At 64.8% G+C, this 24,325-nt stretch carries 24 protein-coding genes and 1 pseudogene; 11 read left to right on the forward strand and 14 right to left on the reverse strand.

Annotated elements, in window-relative coordinates:
- Positions 1-40: 40 nt before the first annotated feature.
- The gene (locus DID98_RS06880) at positions 41-595 is read right to left on the reverse strand and encodes an NADPH-dependent FMN reductase (RefSeq protein WP_044848764.1); all 555 of its coding nucleotides are present in this window, start codon (positions 593-595) and stop codon (positions 41-43) included.
- Between the two features lie 375 nt (positions 596-970).
- Between DID98_RS06880 and DID98_RS06885 the strand changes: the two genes are divergently transcribed.
- Complete coding sequence (locus tag DID98_RS06885; protein WP_124485974.1) at positions 971-1,567, forward strand: RNA polymerase factor sigma-70; 597 nt, start codon at positions 971-973, stop codon at positions 1,565-1,567.
- Entirely contained in the window at positions 1,548-1,784 is a 237-nt protein-coding gene (locus DID98_RS06890; RefSeq protein ID WP_124520176.1) for a zf-HC2 domain-containing protein, read from the forward strand. Before DID98_RS06885 ends, DID98_RS06890 begins: the two co-directional genes overlap by 20 nt.
- Positions 1,785-2,136: 352 nt before the next feature.
- Here the strand turns inward: DID98_RS06890 and arsC are convergent, their stop codons facing one another.
- The gene (gene arsC / locus DID98_RS06895; RefSeq protein ID WP_044848770.1) at positions 2,137-2,493 is read right to left on the reverse strand and encodes an arsenate reductase (glutaredoxin); all 357 of its coding nucleotides are present in this window, start codon (positions 2,491-2,493) and stop codon (positions 2,137-2,139) included.
- 1,099 nt (positions 2,494-3,592) lie between these two features.
- Here arsC and parA point away from each other — a divergent pair.
- Both parA and DID98_RS06910 read left to right on the forward strand, forming a co-directional pair.
- Positions 3,593-4,255, forward strand: coding sequence for a ParA family partition ATPase (gene parA, locus DID98_RS06905; protein WP_040138954.1), 663 nt, complete (start codon positions 3,593-3,595; stop codon positions 4,253-4,255).
- 23 nt (positions 4,256-4,278) lie between these two features.
- Positions 4,279-5,340 carry a ParB/RepB/Spo0J family partition protein gene (locus DID98_RS06910; protein ID WP_124485972.1) on the forward strand — a complete coding sequence of 354 codons (1,062 nt, stop codon included), beginning with the start codon at positions 4,279-4,281 and terminating at the stop codon, positions 5,338-5,340.
- Positions 5,341-5,430: 90 nt separating this feature from the next.
- On the opposite strand, the gene DID98_RS06915 is transcribed toward DID98_RS06910, so the two are convergent.
- The gene (locus DID98_RS06915) at positions 5,431-6,795 is read right to left on the reverse strand and encodes a replication initiation protein (RefSeq protein ID WP_044848760.1); all 1,365 of its coding nucleotides are present in this window, start codon (positions 6,793-6,795) and stop codon (positions 5,431-5,433) included.
- A gap of 1,822 nt (positions 6,796-8,617) precedes the next feature.
- On the opposite strand from DID98_RS06915, the gene DID98_RS06920 reads away from it, so the two are divergent.
- Positions 8,618-9,799: a DNA-binding protein gene (locus DID98_RS06920; RefSeq protein ID WP_044848759.1), complete on the forward strand. Its 1,182-nt coding sequence runs from the start codon at positions 8,618-8,620 to the stop codon at positions 9,797-9,799.
- Between the two features lie 139 nt (positions 9,800-9,938).
- Here DID98_RS06920 and DID98_RS06925 read toward each other — a convergent pair whose 3' ends face one another.
- From DID98_RS06925 to DID98_RS06935, 3 genes are all read right to left on the reverse strand, one after another.
- A complete protein-coding gene (locus tag DID98_RS06925) occupies positions 9,939-10,952 on the reverse strand; it encodes a tyrosine-type recombinase/integrase (RefSeq protein WP_124485971.1) in 1,014 nt (337 codons plus the stop codon).
- Positions 10,953-11,054: 102 nt separating this feature from the next.
- Positions 11,055-11,432 (reverse strand): DUF2471 family protein, encoded by a 378-nt coding sequence (locus DID98_RS06930; protein ID WP_124485970.1) that lies wholly within the window; start codon positions 11,430-11,432, stop codon positions 11,055-11,057.
- 128 nt (positions 11,433-11,560) lie between these two features.
- Positions 11,561-12,172, reverse strand: a complete 612-nt coding sequence (locus DID98_RS06935; RefSeq protein WP_124485969.1) for a helix-turn-helix domain-containing protein — start codon at positions 12,170-12,172, stop codon at positions 11,561-11,563.
- A gap of 161 nt (positions 12,173-12,333) precedes the next feature.
- On the opposite strand from DID98_RS06935, the gene DID98_RS06940 reads away from it, so the two are divergent.
- On the forward strand, positions 12,334-13,533 hold the full coding sequence (locus DID98_RS06940) for a glycine C-acetyltransferase (protein ID WP_124485968.1): 1,200 nt from the start codon (positions 12,334-12,336) through the stop codon (positions 13,531-13,533).
- A gap of 13 nt (positions 13,534-13,546) precedes the next feature.
- The gene (gene tdh / locus DID98_RS06945) at positions 13,547-14,575 is read left to right on the forward strand and encodes an L-threonine 3-dehydrogenase (RefSeq protein WP_124520178.1); all 1,029 of its coding nucleotides are present in this window, start codon (positions 13,547-13,549) and stop codon (positions 14,573-14,575) included.
- A gap of 524 nt (positions 14,576-15,099) precedes the next feature.
- Here tdh and DID98_RS06950 read toward each other — a convergent pair.
- Together DID98_RS06950 and DID98_RS06955 are read right to left on the reverse strand one after the other, a co-directional pair.
- Complete coding sequence (locus tag DID98_RS06950; RefSeq protein ID WP_124520182.1) at positions 15,100-15,501, reverse strand: hypothetical protein; 402 nt, start codon at positions 15,499-15,501, stop codon at positions 15,100-15,102.
- A complete protein-coding gene (locus DID98_RS06955) occupies positions 15,498-16,136 on the reverse strand; it encodes a GNAT family N-acetyltransferase (protein ID WP_124520184.1) in 639 nt (212 codons plus the stop codon). Before DID98_RS06955 ends, DID98_RS06950 begins: the two co-directional genes overlap by 4 nt.
- A gap of 191 nt (positions 16,137-16,327) precedes the next feature.
- Here DID98_RS06955 and DID98_RS06960 point away from each other — a divergent pair, with 191 nt between their 5' ends.
- Together DID98_RS06960 and DID98_RS06965 are read left to right on the forward strand one after the other, a co-directional pair.
- Positions 16,328-16,945 carry a TetR/AcrR family transcriptional regulator gene (locus DID98_RS06960; protein WP_124520186.1) on the forward strand — a complete coding sequence of 206 codons (618 nt, stop codon included), beginning with the start codon at positions 16,328-16,330 and terminating at the stop codon, positions 16,943-16,945.
- A gap of 55 nt (positions 16,946-17,000) precedes the next feature.
- A complete protein-coding gene (locus tag DID98_RS06965; protein WP_124520188.1) occupies positions 17,001-17,480 on the forward strand; it encodes a nuclear transport factor 2 family protein in 480 nt (159 codons plus the stop codon).
- 158 nt (positions 17,481-17,638) lie between these two features.
- Here the strand turns inward: DID98_RS06965 and DID98_RS06970 are convergent, their stop codons facing one another.
- Positions 17,639-17,968, reverse strand: a complete 330-nt coding sequence (locus tag DID98_RS06970) for a hypothetical protein (RefSeq protein ID WP_124520190.1) — start codon at positions 17,966-17,968, stop codon at positions 17,639-17,641.
- Positions 17,969-18,019: 51 nt separating this feature from the next.
- Positions 18,020-19,105: a tartrate dehydrogenase gene (locus DID98_RS06975; RefSeq protein WP_044848750.1), complete on the reverse strand. Its 1,086-nt coding sequence runs from the start codon at positions 19,103-19,105 to the stop codon at positions 18,020-18,022.
- A 117-nt stretch (positions 19,106-19,222) separates the two neighbouring features.
- Here DID98_RS06975 and DID98_RS06980 point away from each other — a divergent pair, with 117 nt between their 5' ends.
- The gene (locus tag DID98_RS06980) at positions 19,223-20,146 is read left to right on the forward strand and encodes a LysR substrate-binding domain-containing protein (RefSeq protein WP_124520192.1); all 924 of its coding nucleotides are present in this window, start codon (positions 19,223-19,225) and stop codon (positions 20,144-20,146) included.
- A 199-nt stretch (positions 20,147-20,345) separates the two neighbouring features.
- Here DID98_RS06980 and argC read toward each other — a convergent pair whose 3' ends face one another.
- Positions 20,346-21,293, reverse strand: coding sequence for an N-acetyl-gamma-glutamyl-phosphate reductase (gene argC / locus DID98_RS06985; RefSeq protein ID WP_124520194.1), 948 nt, complete (start codon positions 21,291-21,293; stop codon positions 20,346-20,348).
- A gap of 117 nt (positions 21,294-21,410) precedes the next feature.
- Here argC and DID98_RS06990 point away from each other — a divergent pair, with 117 nt between their 5' ends.
- A complete protein-coding gene (locus DID98_RS06990; protein ID WP_044849281.1) occupies positions 21,411-22,295 on the forward strand; it encodes a LysR family transcriptional regulator in 885 nt (294 codons plus the stop codon).
- A gap of 26 nt (positions 22,296-22,321) precedes the next feature.
- Here DID98_RS06990 and DID98_RS06995 read toward each other — a convergent pair whose 3' ends face one another.
- The 3 genes and pseudogenes from DID98_RS06995 to DID98_RS07005 form a co-directional block, all read right to left on the reverse strand.
- Positions 22,322-22,786, reverse strand: a complete 465-nt coding sequence (locus DID98_RS06995) for a hypothetical protein (protein ID WP_124520195.1) — start codon at positions 22,784-22,786, stop codon at positions 22,322-22,324.
- A 60-nt stretch (positions 22,787-22,846) separates the two neighbouring features.
- The gene (locus tag DID98_RS07000; RefSeq protein ID WP_185500303.1) at positions 22,847-24,064 is read right to left on the reverse strand and encodes a patatin-like phospholipase family protein; all 1,218 of its coding nucleotides are present in this window, start codon (positions 24,062-24,064) and stop codon (positions 22,847-22,849) included.
- A 123-nt stretch (positions 24,065-24,187) separates the two neighbouring features.
- A pseudogene (locus DID98_RS07005) lies at positions 24,188-24,325 on the reverse strand (3-hydroxybutyrate dehydrogenase); the annotation flags it as partial.

Consider the following 24,325-nt stretch of genomic DNA (forward strand, 5'->3'; position numbering starts at 1 on the left):
GGCATGCGGGCCGGTGCCGGCGGCGACAAGGAAACGGCGATCAGGCCGCCTTCAGCACGCGCACCCAGTCGACGTAGCGGTCGACGAAACCCTGCAGGAACTTGCGGGTGTCTTCGCTGACGATCTGGCCCTCGTCGTCGATACGCGCCGGGTCGTGCTTGATGAACATTTCCGGCTGGCCGAGCGTCTTCACGTCGAGATACGCAAGCACGTTGCGCAGGTGCTGCTGCGCGAGCGCGGTACCGGTCGCACCCGGTGACGTGCCGAGTACCGCACCCGGCTTGCCGGACCACGAGTTGTGCCCCCACGGGCGCGAGCCCCAGTCGAGCGCGTTCTTCAGCACGCCCGGGATCGAGCGGTTGTACTCGGGCGTCACGAACAGCAGCGCGTCGGCCGCCTCGATCGACTGCTTGAAGCGCTTCGCGACTTCCGGAAAGTCCGCGTCGTAGTCCTGGCTGTAGAGCGGCAGTTCGCCGATCTCGACGAATTCGAACGAGAAATCGGCGGGGGCGAGCGAGATCACGGCTTGCGCGAGCGCGCGGTTCCAGGAACCGCGACGCAGGCTGCCGACGACGACTGCAACACGATAGGACATGGCTTTCTCCTTCCGGTGAGTAAGGAATCGGGTCGATTGATTCTGGACAGGCGACAAAGGTCTGTTTATAGGCAAGCCAGCCCGCGAGCCGTCCCACGGGGCCGACCGGCCGACTTTCCACAAGGTTTTCCACAGAAATTGTGGATAACTTGACCGTCATGGTCTGATGTTACAGACCGCCCGCGTCGCGATTTCGCGGCGCGCGACGCCGGGCTTCGGCAAGCATAGCGCAGCGCGCCAGCCGGCTTCGTGAATTCGCGACGGAACATGCGTTGCAGCGCAGCGTCTCGCCCAGTAAGCTGCTCGCACACCGCGATGCGCCCGCCCGGTGGCGCGCACGCGAGCGCTTTCGCTTCGTAAGGCTCCCGACCTGCCATGCTGTCCGCGTACGACGATCCTGCCTATCTCGCGCAACTGCGGCGCGACCTGCTGCGCTTCGCGCGACTCCAGCTCCGCGACACCGATGCGGCCGAGGATGCCGTGCAGGAAGCGCTGACCGCCGCGTGGTCGCATGCGGGCGAGTTCGCGGGACGGTCCGCCCACAAGACCTGGGTGTTCGGCATCCTGCGCAACAAGCTGATCGACATCCTGCGCGCGCGGCAGCGGACGGTGAGCCTGTCCGCGCTCGATGCGGAACTCGACGGCGAATCCGCGCTCGATCGCGAACTCTTCAAGGAAAACGGGCATTGGGCGCCGCACACGAAGCCGCGGCCGTGGCCGCGCCCCGAAACGCTATTGCAGCAACAGCAGTTCTGGATGCTGTTCCAGGTCTGCCTCGACCACTTGCCGGAACACATCGGGCGCGTGTTCATGATGCGCGAATTCCTCGACGTCGAGATTGCCGACATCTGCAGCGAACTGACGTTGACGACGAATCATTGCAGCGTGTTGCTGTATCGGGCGCGCACGCGCCTGCGCACCTGCCTCAGCGAAAAAGGAATGACGACCGAAGATGCTGCCGGGGAAATGTAGGGACGTGACGCGACTGCTGTCGGATGCGCTCGACCGGTCCTTGACGCTTCATGAGCGCATGCAGGTGCATGTGCATCTGCCGACTTGCGGCGGATGCCGCGTGTATCGCGGGCAGATCGCGCTGCTGCGGACGGCAGCGCATGCGGCGGCAGGACGGGGGACGGGGGATGAAGCGGGTGGCGATCGGGATGAGTCGTCGGGCGACCGGCAGGGCTGAGTTGCTGCCTTGTGATTTCTGCTACGAGCGGTTCATTTGATGACGGCTGGGAGCGTAGCCACGGTGGACGGTTGTGATATTCGAATTCAGTCGAGCGATCCGACGCGTCTCGTGATTGCTGCTACGAGTGGTTCCATCGATGACTGCTGGCAGGGCAGCCACGGTGGACGGTTGTGCTACTCGAATTCAACCGGTCGATCCGATGCGTCTCGTGATTTCCGCGACGCGCGGCTCATTTGATGACCATCGGCAGCATAGCCACGGTGGTCGGTTGCGGCCCGCGAATTCAGCCGCATCATCCCGGCGCGCTCGCGCCGGGATGATGCGATAAGAAAAATACGCCGAACAACAATTATTCGAACAGCGCGCGCACCGACTCGGGCGGACGACCGATGGCCGCCTTGCCTCGATACACGACGATCGGACGCTGCAACAGAATAGGATGAGCCGCAATCGCTTCATAGGCCTCCGCGTCGGTCAGACTCGCACGGGCAAGATCCAGCGTCTTGTACGGCTCTTCGCCGTCGCGAAGCATGTCGCGCACCGGGCGCCCGAGCTGACGATGCAACGCTTCCAGTTCCTCGACCGTCGGCGGCGTCTTCAGATACTCGACGACATTCACCTGCGTGCCGGCGGTGTTCAACGTCTCGACCAGTGCGAGCGTCTCGCGGGACTTCGAGCAGCGGGGGTTGTGGTAGATCGTGATCATCATTCGGACCTGGATAGGAAAGGCACGTATTGTAGCCAGTCTGGTTGCGTGCGTTTCGGCGGGGACCGGCGCGCGGGCGAAAGGGGAGTTGGAGTACGGTGCGGCGTGCGGGGAGGAATCGTTCGCGCTGACGCGCGTGCAGAGCGCGTGATGCCTTTATGCGCATAAAGTGCGTTGTATGGACCATCGCCAAGGCCGTCTACGGCGGGGAGCGCAGATGAACAACGACGCATCGCTCTGGCGTGTTGCAGGTTCCGACGCGAGGGCCACCCGCACGGTTTATGCGTCGCCGAGTTTATGCGCATAAAGCTATCGCTTCGCGAGGTGGGGAGGTCCACTGATATCGCGACTGGCCCGGACACTTCGATGCCTCGAACGATCAGCGGGGCGATACGCGATCGCGTCCGTCCGGGGCATTGTCGCGGGACGTATTAATGCGCGCTTGCCGACGTGGGGCCGCCGATCGCGGCCGAGCCTCTCGATGGTTTATGCGCATAAACGCTGGGGGCGGCCAGCGCTTCACCGCTTCACCGCTTCACCGCTTCACCGCTTCACCGCTTCACCGCTTCACCGCTTCACCGCTTCACCGCTTCGCCACTGCACGCTGCACGCTGCACGCTGCACGCTGCACGCTGCACGCTGCACGCTGCACGCTGCACGCTGCGCACGGCACACGGCACACGGCACACGGCGTGAGTATCGCGCCGGCCTGGGTCGCGCCGCGTTCGTCATCCAGGCTCGTGCTCAAGCGAGGACGACGACTCGCAGATGCTCTCCAGCACCGCCGAAGTTTATGCGCACAAACTCCTCCGTCACCAAGGCCCCGCGCGTTCGGCTATCGACGGGGCAGGCGCCAACACATTGCGCCGATCAGCTTCTCGAACGAGGGGGCAGAAACGCCTGTCGTCACGACGATCCATCCGCTCATCATCCACCGCAGCAATCTCGCCGCCATCCGCTGCAGTCAGCCAGCGTCCCCATTCGTTTATGCGCATAAACCGATAGCCCGAATGGTTAACGCGTAGTTGGCAAACGACAATTTCATTGAAATATAAATATCGTCCTGTAGAATTCCAACGACCAAAAACAGGAGTGAAAATTGGCCGCGGAAATCATTGCAGTCACTCAACAAAAAGGTGGCGTCGGCAAAAGCACGATTGCCATGCACCTCGGCGCGGCATTCCATGAGAAAGGGAAGCGCGTCCTCGTCATCGACGCCGACGGTCAAAACACACTGGTTCACTGGTCGAGCGCATCCGGTGACAGCGACGCCGGCATCCCGTTCCCGGTCGTCAATCTCGCCGAAGCCGGCGGCCAGATCCATCGCGAGATCAAGAAGTTCATCAACGACTACGACATCATCGTCGTCGATTGCCCGCCGTCGATCACCGAGAAAGTCTCCGGCGTCGTGCTGCTGGCCGCATCGATCGCCGTGATTCCGACTTCGTCGTCGCCAGCCGATTACTGGTCGAGCGTCGGGCTGGTCAAGCTGATCCAGCAGGCGCAGGTGATGAACGAAGACCTCCGTGCCGTCTTCCTGCTGAACAAGACCGAAGAGAAGCGCATGCTGACCCGCGAGCTTAAGCGTGCGCTCGAGGAGCTCGGCTTCCCGTTGCTGAAGACGCAAATCCCGACCCGGGAAGCGTATAAGCAGGCAATGGCGCTCGGTCAGACCGTGCTGCAGATGAACGATCGCGGCGCCAAGCTGGCCGCCGCGGAAATTCGCGCATGTGCCGACGAAATCGTCGCCATGCTGCCCTGACTTTATGCGCATAAAGGAGTCACATGAAACCCTCCCAATTTGCAAAAGGATTCCAAGCGCGCCCGGATATCACGACGAGCGAGAAGCGCACGGCGCTTGATCGGCTGAATGCCATCGACGGCATCGTCAAATCCGAGACGGCCACGCCGGTCCCGACGAAGTCCGCCAAGAAGGACATCACGCCGCCACCGTCTCCGGACGTCCTGCTCGATCCGTCGATCGACGAGTCGCCGCAATATCGCGCGTGGCGCCTCGAGAACCGCTATGCGCCCGGCCAGGTAATCGAACTGCCGTTGAAGGCGATCAAGCATAGTCCGTTCAACCCGCGGCACTTCTATCTGAAGTCGTCGATTGCCGAACTCGCGGTCAACCTCGCGAAGCAGGGGCAGCAGCAGGCGATCCACGTGATTCCGGACTATGACAATCCGGGTTCGTATTTCGTCAGCGATGGCGGCCGCCGCGTGCGCGCGCTGAAGGAAGCGAACAAGGAGTCGGTAAAGGCGATCGTGATCGACGTGCCGATCGGGATCCAGAGCTACAAGCTCGGCTACGACCTGAACGTGCAACGCGATTCGCAGACGGTGTTCGACAACGCCGTCGTATGGCGCCGCTTCCTCGACGACAAGCACTTCCTGAGTCAGAAGGAACTGTCCGAGCATCTCGGCCTCGACGAGTCGACGGTCGCGGTCGCGCTGTCGATCGGCAAGCTGCCGGAAAGCGTGATGCAGGAGATGGTCGCGCGTCCCGATCGTTTCGGTTCGAACATGGCGTATCAGGTCGGCCGTTACCACAACGCGCGCGGCACCGAGGCGACGCTGCGCCTGATCAACAAGATCGTGTCCGACGATCTCAGCACGCGTCAGGTGTCGGACATCGTCAAGGGCCGCGTCGCGGCGCAGGAAACGCCGAAGCCGGCGGGCCGCCAGCGCTATGCGCAGCGTCTCGAGATCAAGCTCGGCGGCAAGTCGGTCGGCGACCTGAAGTCGTATGGCGAAGACCGCATCGAACTGCGCCTGCGCGGCCTCCCGAAGGACAAGCGCGACGCGATCCTCGAGCAGCTCGAGCGGATGCTGTTGTCGGACTGATGGAAACGGCCGGCAGGGCCTGGCGATGCGCCGGGCCCGCCGGTTGGGCGGGCGGCCGGCGGCGGCCCGTCAGAGGGGCCTGAACAGGCCTCAGGCGGCCCGCGATTGATTCAGGGTGAACGACAGCAGGTCGCCGTCGGTCGGCTCGCCCCAGGTCTTCTGAGCCAGCCAGTCGAAAAACGCCGTCTCGGCCAGCTTCGAATCGAGGCCGCGCTTGCGCCAGTCGTCACGCAGGTGCGAGCCCATCGTCGGCAGCACTTCCGACTCGAACGACTCGCGCGCCACTTCGCGCTCCGCGTCGCCCTGCTCCTCGTACAGCACCTTCGCTTCCTTGCGGCGGAACGCCGCGAATTCGCTCAACAGACGCGCCTTCAGATCGTCCGGCTGCGCCGCGACGACCTTCGCGGCAGGCGCGCCCGACGGCAGCGCGTCGACGGACTCGACCGGCGGCGCATAACCCTTCTTCAGCGCATCCTTGAACAACGCGGGCGCGCTGCGCACCGGCGGCAGCGTCGTGCTGCGCATCCGTTGCTCGGTCATCTGCAGCGCGGCGCGAATCCGGTTTTCCTCGCTGTCCGCGTAGAGCGTCTGCGCTTCCTTGAGCGGAATCCCGAGCTTCACCATCCGGTCGACCAGCGTGCTGTCGAACACGTTCGGATGCTCGTCGAGCGCGAGCATCGGCTGCTTGCGCTCGGTCACACGGAACTGGATCTCCGCGACCCGGCGCCCTTCGCGATGTTCGATCAGTTCGACGAAGATATTGGTGACCGCATTGACCTCGGCGATCGCCGGACGCAGGTAGTCGCGCTTGAAGTACTTGTACTCGCGCTTCGCCTCGTCGCCGGCTTCGGTATCAGGCGTGCCCGACAGGATCGGCCGCCACCATTCCCACGGCTCGCGCATCGTCAGGTGGCTCGGGTTCGTCAGGTAGCGCACGCAGATCTCGTAGAGCGCGAGACCGGCGCTGCTGCGCAGCTGGCTCTGGAACTGCAGGCTCAGACGCGCGTACTGGACCGGGTCGAGCAGCTTCTTCTTGATCTTCGGTGCGAACGAGAATTCGACCCACACGCGGCGGGTAGCCGGATCCTCGAGAATTTCGGCATCGGCGATCAGCGTCGAGATCCCCCACTTGCGGCCCGGCTTCTGGCTCGACGTCCCCGTGCTCCATTCAACCTGGACCGACACCATGCGGCGCAGGTGTTCCTTCACCAGCGCGGTGTCGTTCGAATCGAAGGCGGAGTTGGCGACGATATCCGACAGCAGCGCGCGATACGTATCGCCCGAGTCGTCGGCCTGCTGCGCGACGGCGAGCAGGACGTTGAACAGCTTGCGGGTCAGGAGCGTGATCTTGCCGCTCTTCGGCTGAATTGCGATCGCCTCGACGGCCTTACGCAATTCGGCTGAACTGGCACTCACCACATCCACATCGGTTTTCTTGGCGCGCTTCGTGGCCATGCGTCGGGTCGGAGGAGAAGTTTCACGGAAGGATAGCGCCTGTGGTGATGTGCGTCCAGAACGACATGCTCACCATAGCGGGTGAAGTGCGCGTGTGAAACGGCACTCACCCCAACCCTCTCCCGAAAACCCTCACCGGTCCGGATTTACAGCGTTTCGGACTCGTCCAGACGTGTCGCGGGATGCGCGGATTCACAGATTTTCGCCTGTGCTCGACACGTGCGAAACTTGCTCCCGTATCGGCTCACCTTTCGATTTGTCGTAATTTTGCGACTGCACTTCCGGGGTCCTCGTCACAGGGTCGCCACTGGACGTCGCGACATCGAGCGGACAGGCCCGCACCGGCCTGTATGCATGTACAGGCGTGGCTGTACCGAGGCGACCGCAACCACGCCCGGCACCCGGGAAGCGCGCCAAAAAGGATGCGCCTCGAGGCCATCGAAGCCGATTCACAGGCCCGGGCGCGCATTGTACAGCGCACGGAAACCGTTCGGTCCCGAAAATTCTCACCTCAACGGCTCGGAATTCTGTGCCCCGGATCCAGACGAGTCCCCGGCACACGCGGGATCGCCAGCCAGGACCTCCCGAAAAGCCTCACCTTATTGAAAAAGTGGCGCTCCAACGGACGCGGATATGGCTCCCGAAAAACCTCACCGTAACCGCCGCGGTATCAAAAATGTCAATGCCGTCCGATACTTATGTGCAGCAGGCGTTCCGCTGTGTCCGGCGATCGCCCCCCGAAAAGCCTCACCTTTGCGTTAGGCGAACGTCGGCGGCAGCTGTGTATCGACTCCTGAAAACTCTCACCTGTGCCAAAAAGTGGCACAGCAAAAATCAGATTTCTGCCAGTCCCGGCGGGCTTTTCAGCGAATTCGCCCCGTTATGGGTCCCGAAAAGCCTCACCTTTGCCCTATTTTCGAGCAAATGGCGCTCCCGAAAAGACTCACCTATCAGGCAAACGGCAGCCTGTGATCGATGTCCCGAAAAAGCTCACCTCAACGGGATCCGGGCAGGAAAACCCGGATTTCGCTCCCGAAAAGCCTCACCTTTCAGGCTTCACAGGCCCCACAGGGCACTTTTGCTGTGCAAAATGACCGTCGGTTCCCGGAAATCCTCACAGCAAATCCCTGTGGAGTCCCGTGAAACCTCACCTTTCATGAAAACTGCCCAAAAGATGGGCAGAATAGGGGCGCGAGTAAGGTCCCGCAAATTCTCACCTATGTCTGCACAGGCAGAAAACTGTGCGCGCAGGCACAGCGCGGGTTCCATGGCTGTGCGGCCCCGAAAAACCTCACCTTTGGGAAATCTCGCATTTCACTGTGATCCCGAATCCGCTCACGACCTTTCCTGCATCGGCTCACGCAGATCCCCGAACCCCATCACTTCAGCTCCCGCAGAAGATCACCTTGGTTCCCGTAAAACTTCACCTTGTCGGCCGGAAAGCCTTGCTACATAAGGCTGTGCCGTGGCGTTAACGTTTTTAACTAAGGGTTCAAGGGTGTTTACTTCTAATACTCTCAAGACATCGGTCGTCGAGTTTTCCACAGAGACCCCAACCCCTGAACACCGACAGTGAGCGTGACGCCCATCATGTGAAACAAATGCCCTTTTTCGGGGCTTGCTAAAAAACGCTTTCAGCACAAGTACTTGGCTCGCTTTCTTCGCTTTGTTTCACGGAATCGGGACGCTGGCTCATCCAGATCGGCTCACAGCGCCGATTTCTGTGCACAGTGACGTAAATTCACCGCGGCCGACAAAAACAGGTATCAAAAAATACGTATTCCGTTATGATCACAACATTTCAATGTCTGTGAGTCCTGCTATGACGCTGGATGAAATACGTGAAGCCATCCGGGAAGAACTCGAATCGCTACGCGCGAGCGGCGCGCGCCGCCAGGAGTTGTCGCTGCATGCCTGCAAGCGCCTGTTTTTCGATCTCGGCATCCGGCCGTCGGCCGCCAATGTCCGCGATCTGACCCAGACCGGCAGTGCCAGCGACATTCCGAAGGACATCGATCATTTCTGGGAACGGATCCGTGCCGCGTCGAAGGTTCGGCTCGACGGTGCGGCGATTCCGAAAGCGGTCGAGGAAAAGGCGGGCGCATTGCTTGGCGCGCTATATGAAGAGGCGTTGAAAGCGGCCAGGGAAAGTCTCGATGTCGACCGCGAGCAGATCCGCGCCGGCGTGACCGATGCGGAACAGCGGCTGCGCGACGCCACGGTTCGCCAGGAAACCCTCGAGGGCGCGCTGACGCGCAGCGAAGCCCGCAACGAGCAGCTGCAGGCGCGTGTGACCGAGCTCGAGGTGCAGCTGGCCTCGCAATCGACGCACGGTTCGGCAAACGAGGCGACGCTGCTCACCACAGTCGCCCGACTCGAAAAGGAACTGGCCGCCATGGCCGGCCGCGTCGATGCCGAACAGACGCAGAACGCGGCGCTGCGCGACCGTATCGACACGCTGCAAGCCGAATTGCAGCAGCGCACCGAACACTATGCGCAGCAGATCAAGGATGCGGTGGCGGAAGCCGAGCGCCGCGTCAAACCGATGCTGGTCGAGCTGGACTCGCTGCGCAGCATGGCGTCGACCTATCAGAGCGGTTTGCGCGACGTGCAACGCAAGGAATTCGATTTCCTTCAGCAACTGAGTTCGACCAAGGCCCGCGCGGACCGGCTCGAGGAACAGCTTCGCAGCCAGGGCGACGAGTTGGAGCGCGCGACGCGCGAGGTGAATACGCTGCGCGCGAGCCGCGGGATGAACCCGGAGATTTCCGCGCTGATTCGGCGCCTGGCCGATGCCGGTCAGCTGGATGCCGATGCGTTTTCCGCGATCGGAACGTCACTGGACCATGAAATTCCCGTGCCGACCCAGTGCCCGCATTGCGACGGCGAACCGGAGTTGTCGCACGGCGACGACGGGTTCGAAGTATCGTGCCCCGAATGCGAACATGCGTCGGGGCCCTGGCCTTCACGATTCGAAGCGATCGCACGCTTTGCACGCGATTGACGCGCCGGTCGGCACAGCGATCACACAGGTGAGGTGATTCGGGACGTGTGAGGTGAGGTTTTTCGGGAGCTGGGAAACGGTGAGGCTACGCCGCACAAGGCTGCTCACGGATCACGTCGCGTGAGCAGCCGGTTCGTCATCAGTGAGTTTCGTCCTGGTCGGAAGCGTCACCATTCGCGAGATCGTCACGCCAGTTTTTCCACGCGCGGTGCAGCCGGTTCGACGAGATCGGCCGCACGAAGCCGAGCCATTTGCCGACCCGCTCGGGCGGTACGTCGTGTTCGAACAGCTCGGCCGCATAGGTATTGCGCAGCGTTTGCGGACTCGCGCGCGCTGTGCGCGACGACGTCAGCCCGGCGGATTCGACGATCGCGTCGATCGCGCGCAGCATCGTCGCCTTGTGCATCGGCCGCCCGGCGTGCGATGCGGGAAACACGAGCTCGCCGGGAATCTCCTGGCGCTTGCGCTCCACGAGCCATGCTTCGAGCAACGCGATCGCGAACGACGCCAGATGGGTTTCGCGCGCGAAATCGGGATGCGTCGACGGGATCTGCAGCGACGTTCCGCTCGTATTGATGCAACTAATCGTGAGCACGCGTGCTTCGCCGGTCTTCACGCCGGCGCCGAGAAACGCGGCGACGAGCGCGCGGTCGCGGCGCTCTTTCCAGTACGCGGAGCCGGACACGCCGATCGGCGAAAACAGATAGGCCAGCAACTTTGCGCGTTCGGCCGGCGTCAGGAAACCGGTTGGCTCGTTGTCGCGTGCCTGACGCCAGTTCGCTTCGCCATCCTGAGCAATGAAGCGGGCCGGGTTGGTGGACGCGAACTCGGTGCGCCGGATGTGGTCGAGCACGCGTTCGATCAGCCGCAAATAACGCATTCGCTGCGTTTTCCGGATCGGAAGCTCGCCGACGAAGTTCGCGATCGTTGCGGTATCGACCGTGGCCAGGTTTTTCTGGTTTGCACGCAGCCACGCAAGAAAGGCGCCCCATTGCGCGCGGTAGACGTCGGCCGACGAACGGCGGTAGTCCTGCATGGCAAGCCACGCGTCGAACGCGGCTTCGGGCGAGATGATCCAGTCGGACGCGCCGCGGTCGAACAGATCCTTTTCTTCCGGGCGTGCCGGGGTGTCGGAGGGCGTGGGAAGGGACATGTCATTTATTCCGTTAGTTGCGTATATGGTAGCCCTTTCCGCGACGTCGCGGACAGCAGGATGCGGGAGCCGCCCACCGTGTCGGACGCTCGGGGCCTGACGTCAGTCGCCCCACGCCTTCGACGGGCGGTGAACGCGCTCGCGGGGCGCCGCTTCCTGCGATTTGGCCGCGGCTTCATACGCGAGGACCGCGAACGAGAACACGGCGGGCAGCGCGTTCGATCGGCCGAAGTCGATCGGATCGTCCGTTTCGGGAAAGGTCATGTCCGATGGCCGTTCGAACAGTTGACGCATGCCGGCCTCGTGCCGGCTGGCAAAACCGAGATCGGCGAGCGCCTCGGCTTCGATCGCGTGCAGCAGGCGCCACGACAGCGGGACGCGCTGACGGATGTAGCGCCCGGCTATATGGCGGACGATCAGTTCGAGGTCGTGCGCGGCAGCCTTGAAGCTGAGCGCGGCCAAATCTTGTTCTTCTGTCATCGCAGGCTCCTGTCGACCGGCGCGGGCGCCTCGGTGCGCCGCCCCGGCCATGCATGGCGGAATGTCCGTTTACTGTACAAACATACAGTATTTTCCGCAACTGGCCTTTCGGCCAGCTAGCCGCATCGTCAGCGATGAATCACGATCAGCAGTGCGCGCGCCTCGGCCTTGCCGGGGTTGCGGATCGCGTGCGGCGTGTCGGCCGGGTAGCGCGCGGTGTCGCCCGCCTTCAGGCGTCGGCTCGCCGCCGCGGCTTCGATTTCCATCGCGCCCTGCAGCACGGTGAGGTGCTCGCGCGTGCCGGGTTCGTGCGCGTTCGACACGAGCGCGCCGCCGCCCGGCAGCGTCAGTTCGTACCACTCGAACTTGCCGGCCAGGTCGATCGGGCCCCATACGCGCAATTGATAGCGGCCGTCGTGGCCGGCGAGCGTCGGGATGTCGTGCGGGCCGTCCACGCGGATCGTCTCCGGCGCTTTCGGCTGAGAGAACAGCTCGTCGAGCGTGATGCCGAGCGCATTCGTGAGCCGCCATGCGACCGCGATCGTCGGATTGGCCTTGTCGCGCTCGATCTCGGAGAGCATCGACTTCGATACGCCAGCCGCGCGCGACAGGTCGTCGAGCGTCAGCTTGCGCTCGTTGCGCAGGCGCTGGATTTGCTCGCCGACGCGCGGCGGCGTCACGCCCGGCGCTTGCGGTGCGGCGCTGGCAGGCGTGCGCCGCGACGCGGAGGAACTTGCCATTTGGTTTCCGTTCGCTTAGAGTTGTTCGGTATTTCGAATTTTAGTTCGGAATATCGGATAAATGCGGTCAACCGAACGACCGACTATAACAGTAGCAGGCCGTTGCGCTGCCGCCACGAGTGGCGCGCGACGGGATGCGAATCCCTGTCAGGAGCTTTGAGATGCGTGATGCCTTTCTCGCCCAGGTGCGCGGGACGCTCGACCAGATCCGCGCGGACGGTTTTTACAAGACCGAGCGCGAGATCGCGAGTCCCCAGGCGGCGGCCGTGCGGCTCGCCGGCGGTGCCGGCGTGCTGAATTTCTGCGCGAACAACTATCTCGGTCTGGCGAACGATCCGCGCCTGATCGCCGCGGCGCAGGCCGGTCTCGACCAGGACGGCTTCGGCATGGCGTCGGTGCGCTTCATCTGTGGCACGCAAACCGTGCACAAGCAGCTCGAAAGCGCGCTGGCATCGTTTCTCGGCACCGAGGACAGCATCCTCTATTCGAGCTGCTTCGATGCGAACGGCGGCCTGTTCGAGACGCTGCTCGACGAGAACGACGCGGTGATCAGCGACGAGCTGAACCACGCAAGCATCATCGACGGCATCCGTCTCTGCAAGGCGAAGCGTTTCCGCTACAAGAACAACGACCTGTCCGACCTCGAGGCGAAGCTGAAGGAAGCCGACGCCGCGGGCGCGCGCCACAAGCTGATCGCGACCGACGGCGTGTTCTCGATGGACGGCATCATCGCCGACCTGAAAGGCATCTGCGACCTCGCCGATCGTTACGGCGCGCTCGTGATGGTCGACGATTCGCACGCGGTCGGCTTCATCGGCGCGCATGGCCGCGGTACGCCCGAGCACTGCGGCGTCGACGGTCGCGTCGACATCATCACCGGCACGCTCGGCAAGGCGCTGGGCGGCGCATCGGGCGGCTACGTCGCGGCCCGCCGCGAGATCGTCGAATTGCTGCGCCAGCGTTCGCGCCCGTACCTGTTCTCGAACACGCTGACGCCGAGCATTGCCGCGGCGTCGTTGAAGGTGCTGGAACTGCTCGGCAGCGACGAAGGGGCGAAGCTGCGCGAACGCGTGCGCGAGAACGGCGCGCGTTTCCGCGAGCAGATGACGGCCGCGGGTTTCACGCTCGTGCCGGGCGCGCATCCGATCATCCCGGTGATGCTCGGCGACGCGCAGCTTGCGACCAACATGGCCGACAAGCTGCTCGCCGAAGGCGTCTACGTGATCGGCTTCTCGTTCCCGGTCGTGCCGCGCGGTCGCGCGCGCATCCGTACGCAGATGAGCGCCGCGCATACGCCCGAACAGATCGATCAGACGGTCGCCGCGTTCGTGCGCGTCGGCAAGTCGCTCGGCATCGTCTGACGGAGGCGCGACCATGAAAGCACTGGCAAAGCTCGAACGCGGCCCGGGCCTCACGCTCACGCGCGTGAAGCGCCCCGAAGTCGGACACAACGACGTGCTGATCAAGATTCGCCGCACGGCGATCTGCGGCACCGACATCCATATCTGGAAGTGGGACGACTGGGCGCAGAAGACGATTCCCGTGCCGATGCACGTCGGTCACGAATACGTCGGCGAGATCGTCGAGATGGGGCAGGAAGTGCGCGGCTTCGCGATCGGCGATCGCGTGTCAGGCGAAGGCCACATCACGTGCGGCTTCTGTCGCAACTGTCGCGCGGGGCGCCGGCATCTGTGCCGCAACACCGTCGGCGTCGGCGTGAACCGTGAAGGCGCGTTCGCCGAGTACCTGGCGATTCCCGCGTTCAACGCGTTCAAGATTCCGCCCGAGATCTCCGACGATCTCGCGTCGATCTTCGATCCGTTCGGCAACGCGACGCATACGGCGCTGTCGTTCAATCTCGTCGGCGAGGACGTGCTGATCACCGGCGCGGGCCCGATCGGCATCATGGCCGTCGCGATCGCGAAGCACGTCGGCGCGCGCAACGTCGTGATCACCGATATCAACGACTACCGGCTCGAGCTCGCGCGCAAGATGGGCGCGACGCGCGCGGTCAACGTCGCGCGCGAGTCGCTGCGCGACGTGATGGCCGACCTGCGCATGACGGAAGGCTTCGACGTCGGTCTCGAGATGTCGGGCGTGCCGAGCGCGTTCACGAGCCTGCTCGAGGCGATGAATCACGGCGGCAAGGTCGCGCTGCTCGGCATTCCGCCCGCGCAGACGGCGATCGACTGGAACCAGGTGATCTTCAAGGGGCTCGAGATCAAGGGCATCTACGGTCGCGAGATGTTCGAGACCTGGTACAAGATGGTCGCGATGGTGCAAAGCGGTCTCGATCTGTCGCCGATCATCACGCATCGCTTTGCTGCGGACGATTACGAGAAAGGCTTCGCCGCGATGCTGTCGGGTGAAAGCGGCAAGGTGATTCTCGACTGGACGGTCTGAGCGCCGGCGGGGCGGTTCGGTACGTTTGCCGGCTGCCCCGCTCGTGCGGGCATGAGCGTTTGTCGGGGCTGGGCCGCTTCGACGAACGCGTAAGGTGAGAATATTCGGGAGCTGTGTTTGCGTACCGAACGGCGGCTCGATCATGCTGCCGCGTGTCGCGCAGGCGTGGAATTCAACGGGCTGCACGTCGTTTCTCGTCAGCGATACGAGGGCGATCGCACTTCGATTCCGCAGCACTCATCGGTGACATTCAATCGCGCATGCACCTCACCCATCAGCGCCGCTCCGCTGCCCACTCCGTCGCGTCGCTCGGCGCGTGCCTTTCTTCCTGCCCTTCCGTTTTCGCTTGTCGTGCCTGAATAGTGGGCCCTTGCCGCATCATCGCGTGTCATGGTTTTGCCCTGCGTCAGCGCCAGCACGTCACCACGCAACCCGGTCACGGCTCGGCCTCGAGGCGTGAGCCGATCACCGACATGCAACTCACCCATCAGCCCGCCAGCCGGCATCGATCGGTGCGCTGCCTGCTATTCGATCCGCTCACCGTTCGGCCATCGCGGCTCGAGTTGCAGACTCAACACGACGAGCCAGCGTTTCGGGCATTGCGGTGCGATTTCGATCAGATCGCCATGCGCGCCGGACACCGTCACGAGTCCGTTTTGCGCTGCATTCCGATACGCGCGCGATGCGTCCGCCTGAAGCCAGAAGCTGACCAGCGCGCACGTGACGAAGCGGAACAGCAGCAATGTCGCGGCTTCCGGCGTGTCGCCCAGCAACACGAGCAGGCTGTCGAACGCGAGCGTCAGCATCTGCGTGACCGCGATCGTGATGACCGTCAGCTTCACCAGCCCGCGCATGCGCAGTGCTGCCCGCGTGCGGGCGCGACGTAGTGCGAGCCGCGCGCGATCGTCGTCGCTTTCGCGTCTCACGACGCCGCTCCGGCGCGCTGCGCGACGTCGATCGATGTCGTGTCGGATACAGGCATCGGCGCGCCCGCTACGCCAACCGCCTTGCACAGGATCGCGCTGTCGTAGCTGTGTCCTGCAAACCGCATCACGTCGATCAACCGAAACCCTTCGCGACGATAGAAGTCGACGAGCCGGACAGCCGCATGCGGCGCATCGAGCGCGATGTGCGTCGCGCCACGCGCGGCAGCCCGCCGTTGCGCGAACGCGAGCAGCGCACGGCCGATGCCGCGGTCCTGCCAGACCGGATCGACGGCCAGCTGGCCGAGCGTCGCGACGCGTCGGCTGCGATACGGATCGCAACGCGAATCGGGATCGTGCGGTTGCATCGTGATCGTCGCGACCAGATGCGCGTTGCCGAGCGCGACGAAACACTCGCTGGTGAGCATGCGTTCGCGCGTCGCCGACGCCGGCTGGTCGACGCCCGGACAGTTGAAGCCCGCGGCGCCGAGTGGCGCGTACGCACGATGCAGCAACGCGGTCAGCGACTCATACGAATCGCTGCGCGGATCGAAACGCCGTACCACGACGCGGCCGTCGAGCCGCTTCGCATAAGCCGCATAGGCACGCGCGGAGCGTGCGGATTCCGGTCGCTGCATGATGTCCTTTCGGCCAGACAGGGTGACCGAAGTGTAGTGAGCCCCCCGCGCCAGCTTCAAGAAAAAATGTCGTAAACGCCGGCTGCAATGCGCCGCTCGCCATCGGGACCATGCGGCGATCGGCCCTTCCGACGGCAGGGCCTTTTCACGCGGCTGTTGACGAGGGAGAACGATCGTTCTACCGTAAACCCATGAACAACACACATGATGACCTCTCCGGCGAACCGGCCGTTCGCGACCGGCTGCTCGACGCGGCCGAGGCGCTGATCTACTCGGGCGGCATCCACGCCACGGGTGTCGATGCGATCGTGAAGCGATCCGGTGCCGCGCGAAAGAGCTTTTATTCGCATTTCGAATCGAAGGAGGCGCTGGTCGTGGCCGCGCTCGAGCGCCGTGACGAACGCTGGATGCGCTGGTTCGTCGACGCGACGCTGGCGCGCGGCAAGTCGCCGCGTGCGCAGTTGCTCGGCATGTTCGATGTGCTGCGCGACTGGTTCGTGGAACCCGATTTTCACGGCTGCGCATTCCTGAACGCGTCCGGTGAAATTGCCGACGCCGACGATCCGGTGCGCGTCGTCGCGCGCATGCACAAGGCGCGCTTGCTCGCGTTCGTGCGCGAGCGGTTCGACGCGTATGCCGACGCAGCCGGGATCGAGCGCCGCGGGCTGGCCCGCCTCGCGCGTCAATGGCTGGTGCTGATCGACGGCGCGATCGCCGTGGCGCTCGTCAGCGGCGATGCCGTCGCGGCGCGCGATGCGCGCGCAGCCGCCGAATGCTTGCTCGATACGGTGTCTCGAGCGTCGCGGTAACGCGTCCCAACCGGCTGCGTTCGTGCGCGGCCCCAACCTTGAACAGGAGCATCCCATGTCCGCTTCCTCGGAAGTTCGTCCGCCCGTTCCGCCCTTCACGCTCGACACGGCGCGCCAGAAAGTGCGCGCCGCGGAGGATGCGTGGAACACGCGCGACCCGCAGCGCGTGTCGCTCGCCTATACGCCGCAGAGCCGGTGGCGCAATCGCGCGGAGTTCGTGACGGGCCGCGACGAGATCGTCGGCCTGCTGCAGCGGAAATGGACGCGCGAGCTTGACTACCGGCTGATCAAGGAGCTGTGGGCGTTCGGCGGCAATCGCATCGCGGTGCGATTCGCCTACGAATGGCATGACGACGCCGGCAACTGGTTCCGCTCATACGGAAATGAAAACTGGGAGTTCGACGAAAACGGCTTGATGGCGCATCGCCACGCGAGCATCAACGATCTGCCGATTCGCGAAGCGGACCGCCTGTACCACTGGCCGCTCGGCCGCCGTCCGGACGATCATCCCGGCCTGTCCGATCTCGGGCTGTGACGCAGCACGATGACGACGCGTGAACGCGTTCGATCACGCATCGAGCGCGCCGCCTGTGCTCAACGGTGAGGAAATTCGGGAGCCGTGTATTGAGGTGAGAGTTTTCGGGAGAAGGAGCGATTCCGTGCGGGACGGTGTGATTCTTCACGTCCCGCGTCTCACCGATCATTCTTCGCAGGAAATGGCGCGATTGCGCTGACGGAAGCGCCGTGCGCATTGCAGTGCTCGCGCTTTCGTTGCGTTGCCCGCGCGCGAATCGAATGCGACATCGACACTGGCGGGATTCGATCGGTGTGTAGCGATGCGCGATGCAACTCACCGCTCGACTTCGACGTGATGCCGGTTACGGCGATGGATCGACACGTGACCGTGCGTGTCACCGCATCGCGTTGCTCACCGTTCGAAATCACATCGATACCGACACGCGCGCGTCCAGGCCCGCACATCGGAATCAACCAGGGTGCGCGGCAGCCGGTCGTGTTGCTCACCCCTGAACATGCATCCATCGACCACCTGCGCGCGCCCTGCGCATCGTTCCGTCAGCCTGCGATCCGCGCCGCGATCGCTTCACCCACTTCCTGCGTCCCTGCCTGGCCGCCGAGATCGCGCGTGCGCGGCCCAGTGCGCAGCACGTCCTCGATCGCCGCGACGATCGCATCGTGCGCTTCGCGTTCGCGGCCCGCGCCGTTGCCGAGGAAGTCGAGCATCATCGCCGCCGACCAGATCATCGCGATCGGGTTCGCGACGTACTGGCCCGCGATGTCCGGCGCGGAGCCGTGCACCGGTTCGAACAGCGACGGAAACGTGCGATCCGGGTTCAGGTTCGCCGACGGCGCGATGCCGATCGTGCCCGTGCAGGCTGGCCCGAGGTCGGACAGGATGTCGCCGAACAGGTTCGACGCGACCACGACGTCGAAGCGGTCGGGCTGCAGCACGAAGCGCGCGCACAGGATGTCGATGTGCTGCTTGTCGACGGCGATCTCGGGATAGCGCTCGCCCATCTCGGCCGCGCGCGCGTCCCACCACGGCATGCTGATCGCGATGCCGTTGCTCTTCGTCGCGACGGTCAGGCGCTTCGCGCGGCGCTGCGCGAGCTCGAACGCGAACTTCAGCACGCGCTCGGTGCCGTGACGCGTGAAGATCGACTGCTGCATGACCACTTCGCGCTCGGTGCCTTCGAACATCGTGCCGCCGACCGACGAATATTCGCCTTCGGTGTTCTCGCGCACGATCATGAAGTCGATGTCGCCCGCGTTGCGGCCGGCGAGCGGCGACGGCACGCCGTCGAACAGGCGCGCGGGCCGCAGGTTGATGTACTGGTCGAACTCGCGGCGGAATTTCAGCAGCGAACCCCACAGCGAAATGTGGTCGGGCACCGTCGCGGGCCAGCCGACCGCACCGAACAGGATCGCGTCCATGTCCGACAGCTGTGCCTTCCAGTCGTCCGGCATCATCTTGCCGTGCTGCGCGTAGTAGTCGCAGCTCGCCCAGTCGATCTGTTCGAACTGGAAACGGATGCCGAAGCGCGCCGTCACGGCGTCGAGCGCGCGCAGGCCCTCGGGCATCACTTCACGGCCGATGCCGTCACCGGGGATGACGGCAATCCTGTACGTCTTGTCGCTCATGCAAGCCTCCTTGGCTGTTCGGGCCGCCGGCAGCGTGCGCAGCGGAACGTGACGCCATTTTATTTATTTCCATTCAGATTAAAATCGTGCGAAAGGTTAATCGACTTTCCACGAATCGTGAACAAATCGCCGAATCTCGACGACCTGCGCGTCTTCAGCCTGGTCGTCCGCCTGACGAGCTTCAGCGCGGCCGCCGAGCAGCTCGCGGTGTCGCCCGCGTACGTGAGCAAGCGCATCGCGCTGCTCGAGGCGCAGCTCGGCACGCGGCTGCTGCATCGGTCGACGCGCCGCGTGACGGTCACCGAGGCCGGTGAACGCGTGTTCGCGCGTGCCGAGAAGATTCTCGACGACGTCGATCATCTCGTCGAGGATGTCTCGACCACGCGCTCGGTGCCGCGCGGCACGCTGCGCATTTCGAGCAGCTTCGGCTTCGGCCGCCACGTCGTCGCGCCGGCGTTGCTCGACTTCTCCGCGCGCTATCCGCAGCTGAACGTGCGGCTCGATCTGTTCGACCGGCTCGTCGACGTCGCGGGCGAAGGCTACGACCTCGACGTGCGCATCGGCGACGAGATCGCCGATCACCTGATCGCGCGCCGCCTTGCCGCGAACTACCGCGTGCTGTGTGCGTCGCCCGACTATCTCGCACGACGCGGCACGCCGCGCACGCTCGCGGATCTCGCGTCGCACGACTGCCTCGCGATCAAGGAGCGCGACCATCCGTTCGGCGTGTGGCGGCTGAACCTGCGCGGAGAAACGGCAACGGTGAAGGTCGGCGGCGCGCTGTCGACGAACCACGGCGAGGTGGCCGTGCAATGGGCGCTGGCCGGGCGCGGGATCGTGCTGCGCTCGATCTGGGAGGCGGGGCCGCTGATCGAACGCGGCGCGCTGCGGCGCGTGCTGCCGGACGTGATTCAGCCGGCGAACATCTGGGCGGTCTATCCGGAACGCGTCGCGGCTTCGGCGAAGGTGCGCGTGTGCGTCGATTTTCTGGCGGAGGCGCTCGCCGGGTTGAATGCCGCGGCGAGCGACGATGCGGGCTGAAATCGGCGAAAGGTGAGCTTTTACGGGGGCATGTCTGCGACGTCGGCACATGCCCGTTTTGGGCGTGCCATCGCGTCATGGGCCGACACGACGCAACAGGCGGCGATACGTCGATGGCCGCGAGGCACGAGCCCGACCGACGATGATGCCCGCACCCGCACCCGCACCCAAACCGCGGCTCAAACCCGCGGCTCCGGCGTCAAGCCGCTTTCGCAGCGCTCTCCGTGCCGAGCATCAGGTCGAGATTCTGCACGGCCGCGCCGGATGCCCCCTTGCCGAGATTGTCGAACACGGCGGACAGCAGCACCTGACCGTGATCGTCATTGACGAACACGCTCAGCCGCAGGTCGTTCGTACCGTTCAGCGCCTGCGGATCGAGATGCGTGATCGTGCGCGTATCCGCGAGCGGCGTGACCTCGACATGGCGCGCGCCGGCGTAATGGTGCGCGAGACACGTGTGCAGCAACTCACCGGTCACGCCGGCCGGAAGAAGGCGCAGCTCGATCGGCACCGTCAACACGATGCCCTGCCGATAGGCGCCGTAAGCCGGCACGAACAGCGGACGATGCGCGAGCCCGGCATGCAGCTGGATCTCGGGCGCATGCTTGTGCGCGAGCGCGAGGCCGTAGACCTGCAGCGGTTTCGCGCGCGCGGCGTCGTTCGATTCGAATGCGTCGACGGCGGCGCGGCCGCCGCCCGAGTAACCGGACACCGCATGGATGCTCACCGGGTAGTCGCGCGGCAGCAGGCCGGCCTGTTGCAGCGGCCGCAGCAGCGCGACCGCGCCCGTCGGATAGCAGCCCGGATTGGTGATGCGCCGTGCACGTGCGATGGCCTGGGCGTGCCCGTCGGCCATCTCGGGGAAACCGTAGACCCATTCCGGTTCGGTGCGATGGGCCGAGCTCGCATCGATCACGCGTACCGCCGGATTCCGGATGAAGCCGACCGCTTCGCGCGCGGCGGCGTCGGGCAGGCACAGAATCGCGATATCGCACGCGTTGATCGCTTCGCCGCGCCGCGTGGGGTCCTTGCGCTCGGCATCCGGCAGCGTGACGAGCCGCAGGTCGGTGCGATCCCGCAGGCGCTCGTGGATCTGCAGTCCGGTCGTACCTTGGTCGCCGTCGATATAGACAGTAGGGAGGCTCATGATGGTCGCGTTCCTCGTTTCGGGCATCGGAAAGCCGTATCGTCCATCGAACGCCTAGAATAGGAAAAGTTGAATTTCCTGATGACCGGATTCAGTTTTCCTGAACGAGAGGTGGGCATGCGCGAGATCAGTTTGGACCGGCTGCGTACGCTGGTCGCAATCGCCGACCAGGGATCCTTCGTGGCCGCCGCGCAATTGCTTCATCTTGCGCCGCCGACGGTCAGCCTTCATGTCGCCGAACTCGAAAGCCGCATCGGTGCGCCATTGCTGTCGCGCACGCGCGGCAACGTACAGCCGTCGACGATCGGTGCGGTGCTGGTGGAGCGGGCGCGCCGTCTGCTGGCCGAGGTCGAGTCGACCCTCGACGACGTCGAGCGGCAAGTGCAGGGCCTGACCGGGCGGGTGCGCCTCGGAGCATCGACCGGGGCGATCGCCCATCTGTTGCCGCAGGCGGTGGCCCGGCTGCGCGAGCAGCATCCGGACATCGATGTCCAGATCGCGGTGCTCACGTCGCACGACACACTGGCGCGGCTTGCGCAGGGCTCGCTCGACGTCGGGCTGGTCGCCCTGCCGCAGGCGGCGGTCGCGGGGCTGTCCATCCGCGCGTGGCGGCGCGATCCGGTGCTGGCCTTTCTGCCCGCGGACTGGCGGCTGCCGGCACGCGTGACGCCGGCCTATCTGGCCGCGCGCCCGCTGATTCTCAACGATGCGACCACCCGCCTGTCGCGGCTCACGACGGAATGGTTCGCGCTCGGCGGCCACCGGCCCGAGCCGCGCATCGAACTCAACTACAACGATGCGATCAAGAGCCTAGTCGCCGCGGGTTACGGCGCGACGCTGCTGCCGCACGAGGCGGGCGCCCCGTTGCCCGACCCACGCATCGTCATGCGGCCGCTGCGTCCGGCGTTGTGGCGCGAACTGGGCATCGCGCATCGGGCCGGCCCGGTCGAGCGGTCGACCCAGCACGTGCTCGACGCGTTGTGGGCACTCGGCGCGCGCTAGGGCGCTCAGGGAACCGCGCCGCCGTCCTACAGCCGGTTGTCCTTCGCGAGCATCAGCACGCGCGCCCAGCGCTGCGCATCGCGCTTGTCCATCATCGGCAGTTTCCATTCGCCGCGCACCGCGTCGCGCACGCGCACGACGAGATGCCAGCGGCCGCCGATCGGCGCCGCCTCGCAGCCGTCGAGCTGCGACAACGTATAGCGGCCGTCCGCGCCGTCGTGCGACAGCCACAGCAGCCCCTGCGTCGCGGACACGCGCACCTCGCCCCACGCGCGATGCACGATGTGGGTCCAGCCTTGTTCCTTCGTGTTCGGTGCGATGTCGCGGCGGCGCTTGATCCACCATGCGATCAGCGCGATCAGGATCGCGGCGGCGAGCACGGCGGCCGCGATCGCGACCGGCTGGCCGAACTGCGCGGCGATGACGTGAAACAGGTGGACGGCGCCCCATCCCAGGGCGATGAGCGCGAACAGCGCAATGAAGATCGGCATGTCGAATCGGAACAGAGGACGGACCGGCGCAGCCTGCACGCCGGTCCGTCGCACACGGCATCACCGGCGGCGGTGAATGTCGTGCGTGACGAAGCCCGCGTCGTTGGTGGGCAGCGCGAGGCCGTCCTTGACCGCGAGCGTCTTGCGGATGTCGTCGAGACCCGCGCACCAGTGGTCGCGCATCGTCGACAGACCGAACTGATAGTCCTTGTAGTGGTGCTCGTACGCCTTCTGCTGATAGATCAGGTGCTGGATGTTGTATTTCTTCCCGCTCGACATCGCTTCGGCCTCGATGCACCACGGGTCGTTCTTGCGCTGCTCTTCCGGCACCTGCTCGAGCACGTGGCGCAGCACGTTGCGGTAGCGCTGTTCGCGCTGCAGCGTATCGGTGACGAAACGCGTGCGGCTCGAATACTGCACGTCCTTCGTGCGTTCCGCGACGTCGGCCATCGTGCGCGGCAGCGGCCCGCGCGCGCTCCACAGATCGACCTGGAACGCGAGCGTGTCGCGCCGCGGACGCGCGCGCAGCACTTCCATCAGCGGCGTGTTCGACACGACGCCGCCGTCCCAGTAATACTCGCCGTCGATCTCGACCGGCGGAAACGCGGGCGGCAGTGCGCCGGACGCCATGAAGTGCTCGGGCTCGAGGCGGATGCGCGAGTTGTCGAAGTACACGAAGTTGCCGGTGCCGACGTTGACCGCGCCGACCGACACGCGCGTCTCGCCCGAGTTGATCCGGTCGAAATCGCACAGCTTGAGCAGCGTCGCGCGCAGTGCCGACGTGTCGTACCAGCTGATCTTTTCCGGATGATCGGACACGCCCGGCAGCGGCGGCGGGAAGCGCGGCGAGAAGAAGCCCTGCTGGCCCTGCATCATCGCGCTTGCGGCCTGCGATGCGGTGAAGAACGTGCGGACCTGGTCGATGCTGTTGAACAGCGCGAATTCGAACGCGGCCGGAATCGCGGGAAAGAACGCCGGCTGGCAGATCGTTTCCCAGAATTGGCGCAGCCGCTCGACGCGATGTTCGGGCGCATTGCCGGCGATCAGCGCGGTGTTGAGCGCGCCGATCGAGATGCCTGCGATCCAGTCGAGCGGAACGCCCGCTTCGTGCAGCCCTTCGAACACGCCGGCCTGATACGCGCCGAGCGCGCCGCCGCCCTGCAGGACGAGCGCGATGGTTTCGTACGGCAGCGACCGCGCAGCGGCCGGCGCGCCGGCTTCGTGTTGCAGGTCCGCCGCATCGACGGCCTGCTTTTCTGTACGCGCGTGCGGTTTCATCAGTTGCTCCGAGAAATCCCGCCGTGGACGGCGGTGACGGATGGCGTGGCGTCGACTGACGGCACGCCATCGCAAGAATGGGCGGTAGTACGGGAATCGCCTCCCGTCAGGGAGGCGAGGACCTTACTGCATGAACCAGCCGTGGCTGACGACGAACGACTGGCCCGTGAGCGCGGCGCTCGGGAACGCCGACAGGAACAGCACCGTCTGCGCGACGTCCTGCACCGTCGTGAACACGCCGTCGACCGTGTTGCCGAGCAT

Source organism: Burkholderia sp. Bp8984, assembly GCF_003853755.1.
In the GTDB taxonomy this organism is placed as follows: domain Bacteria; phylum Pseudomonadota; class Gammaproteobacteria; order Burkholderiales; family Burkholderiaceae; genus Burkholderia.

What these genes read in the sequence shown, in the direction of transcription:
- DID98_RS06880 (WP_044848764.1), bottom strand. Translation starts at nt 595, where the DNA reads ATGTCCTATCGTGTTGCAGTCGTCGTCGGCAGCCTGCGTCGCGGTTCC.
- DID98_RS06885 (WP_124485974.1), top strand. Translation starts at nt 971, where the DNA reads ATGCTGTCCGCGTACGACGATCCTGCCTATCTCGCGCAACTGCGGCGC.
- DID98_RS06890 (WP_124520176.1), top strand. Translation starts at nt 1,548, where the DNA reads ATGCTGCCGGGGAAATGTAGGGACGTGACGCGACTGCTGTCGGATGCG.
- arsC (WP_044848770.1), bottom strand. Translation starts at nt 2,493, where the DNA reads ATGATCACGATCTACCACAACCCCCGCTGCTCGAAGTCCCGCGAGACG.
- DID98_RS06910 (WP_124485972.1), top strand. Translation starts at nt 4,279, where the DNA reads ATGAAACCCTCCCAATTTGCAAAAGGATTCCAAGCGCGCCCGGATATC.
- DID98_RS06915 (WP_044848760.1), bottom strand. Translation starts at nt 6,795, where the DNA reads ATGGCCACGAAGCGCGCCAAGAAAACCGATGTGGATGTGGTGAGTGCC.
- DID98_RS06920 (WP_044848759.1), top strand. Translation starts at nt 8,618, where the DNA reads ATGACGCTGGATGAAATACGTGAAGCCATCCGGGAAGAACTCGAATCG.
- DID98_RS06925 (WP_124485971.1), bottom strand. Translation starts at nt 10,952, where the DNA reads ATGTCCCTTCCCACGCCCTCCGACACCCCGGCACGCCCGGAAGAAAAG.
- DID98_RS06930 (WP_124485970.1), bottom strand. Translation starts at nt 11,432, where the DNA reads ATGACAGAAGAACAAGATTTGGCCGCGCTCAGCTTCAAGGCTGCCGCG.
- DID98_RS06935 (WP_124485969.1), bottom strand. Translation starts at nt 12,172, where the DNA reads ATGGCAAGTTCCTCCGCGTCGCGGCGCACGCCTGCCAGCGCCGCACCG.
- DID98_RS06940 (WP_124485968.1), top strand. Translation starts at nt 12,334, where the DNA reads ATGCGTGATGCCTTTCTCGCCCAGGTGCGCGGGACGCTCGACCAGATC.
- tdh (WP_124520178.1), top strand. Translation starts at nt 13,547, where the DNA reads ATGAAAGCACTGGCAAAGCTCGAACGCGGCCCGGGCCTCACGCTCACG.
- DID98_RS06955 (WP_124520184.1), bottom strand. Translation starts at nt 16,136, where the DNA reads ATGCAGCGACCGGAATCCGCACGCTCCGCGCGTGCCTATGCGGCTTAT.
- DID98_RS06960 (WP_124520186.1), top strand. Translation starts at nt 16,328, where the DNA reads ATGAACAACACACATGATGACCTCTCCGGCGAACCGGCCGTTCGCGAC.
- DID98_RS06965 (WP_124520188.1), top strand. Translation starts at nt 17,001, where the DNA reads ATGTCCGCTTCCTCGGAAGTTCGTCCGCCCGTTCCGCCCTTCACGCTC.
- DID98_RS06975 (WP_044848750.1), bottom strand. Translation starts at nt 19,105, where the DNA reads ATGAGCGACAAGACGTACAGGATTGCCGTCATCCCCGGTGACGGCATC.
- argC (WP_124520194.1), bottom strand. Translation starts at nt 21,293, where the DNA reads ATGAGCCTCCCTACTGTCTATATCGACGGCGACCAAGGTACGACCGGA.
- DID98_RS06990 (WP_044849281.1), top strand. Translation starts at nt 21,411, where the DNA reads ATGCGCGAGATCAGTTTGGACCGGCTGCGTACGCTGGTCGCAATCGCC.
- DID98_RS06995 (WP_124520195.1), bottom strand. Translation starts at nt 22,786, where the DNA reads ATGCCGATCTTCATTGCGCTGTTCGCGCTCATCGCCCTGGGATGGGGC.
- DID98_RS07000 (WP_185500303.1), bottom strand. Translation starts at nt 24,064, where the DNA reads ATGAAACCGCACGCGCGTACAGAAAAGCAGGCCGTCGATGCGGCGGAC.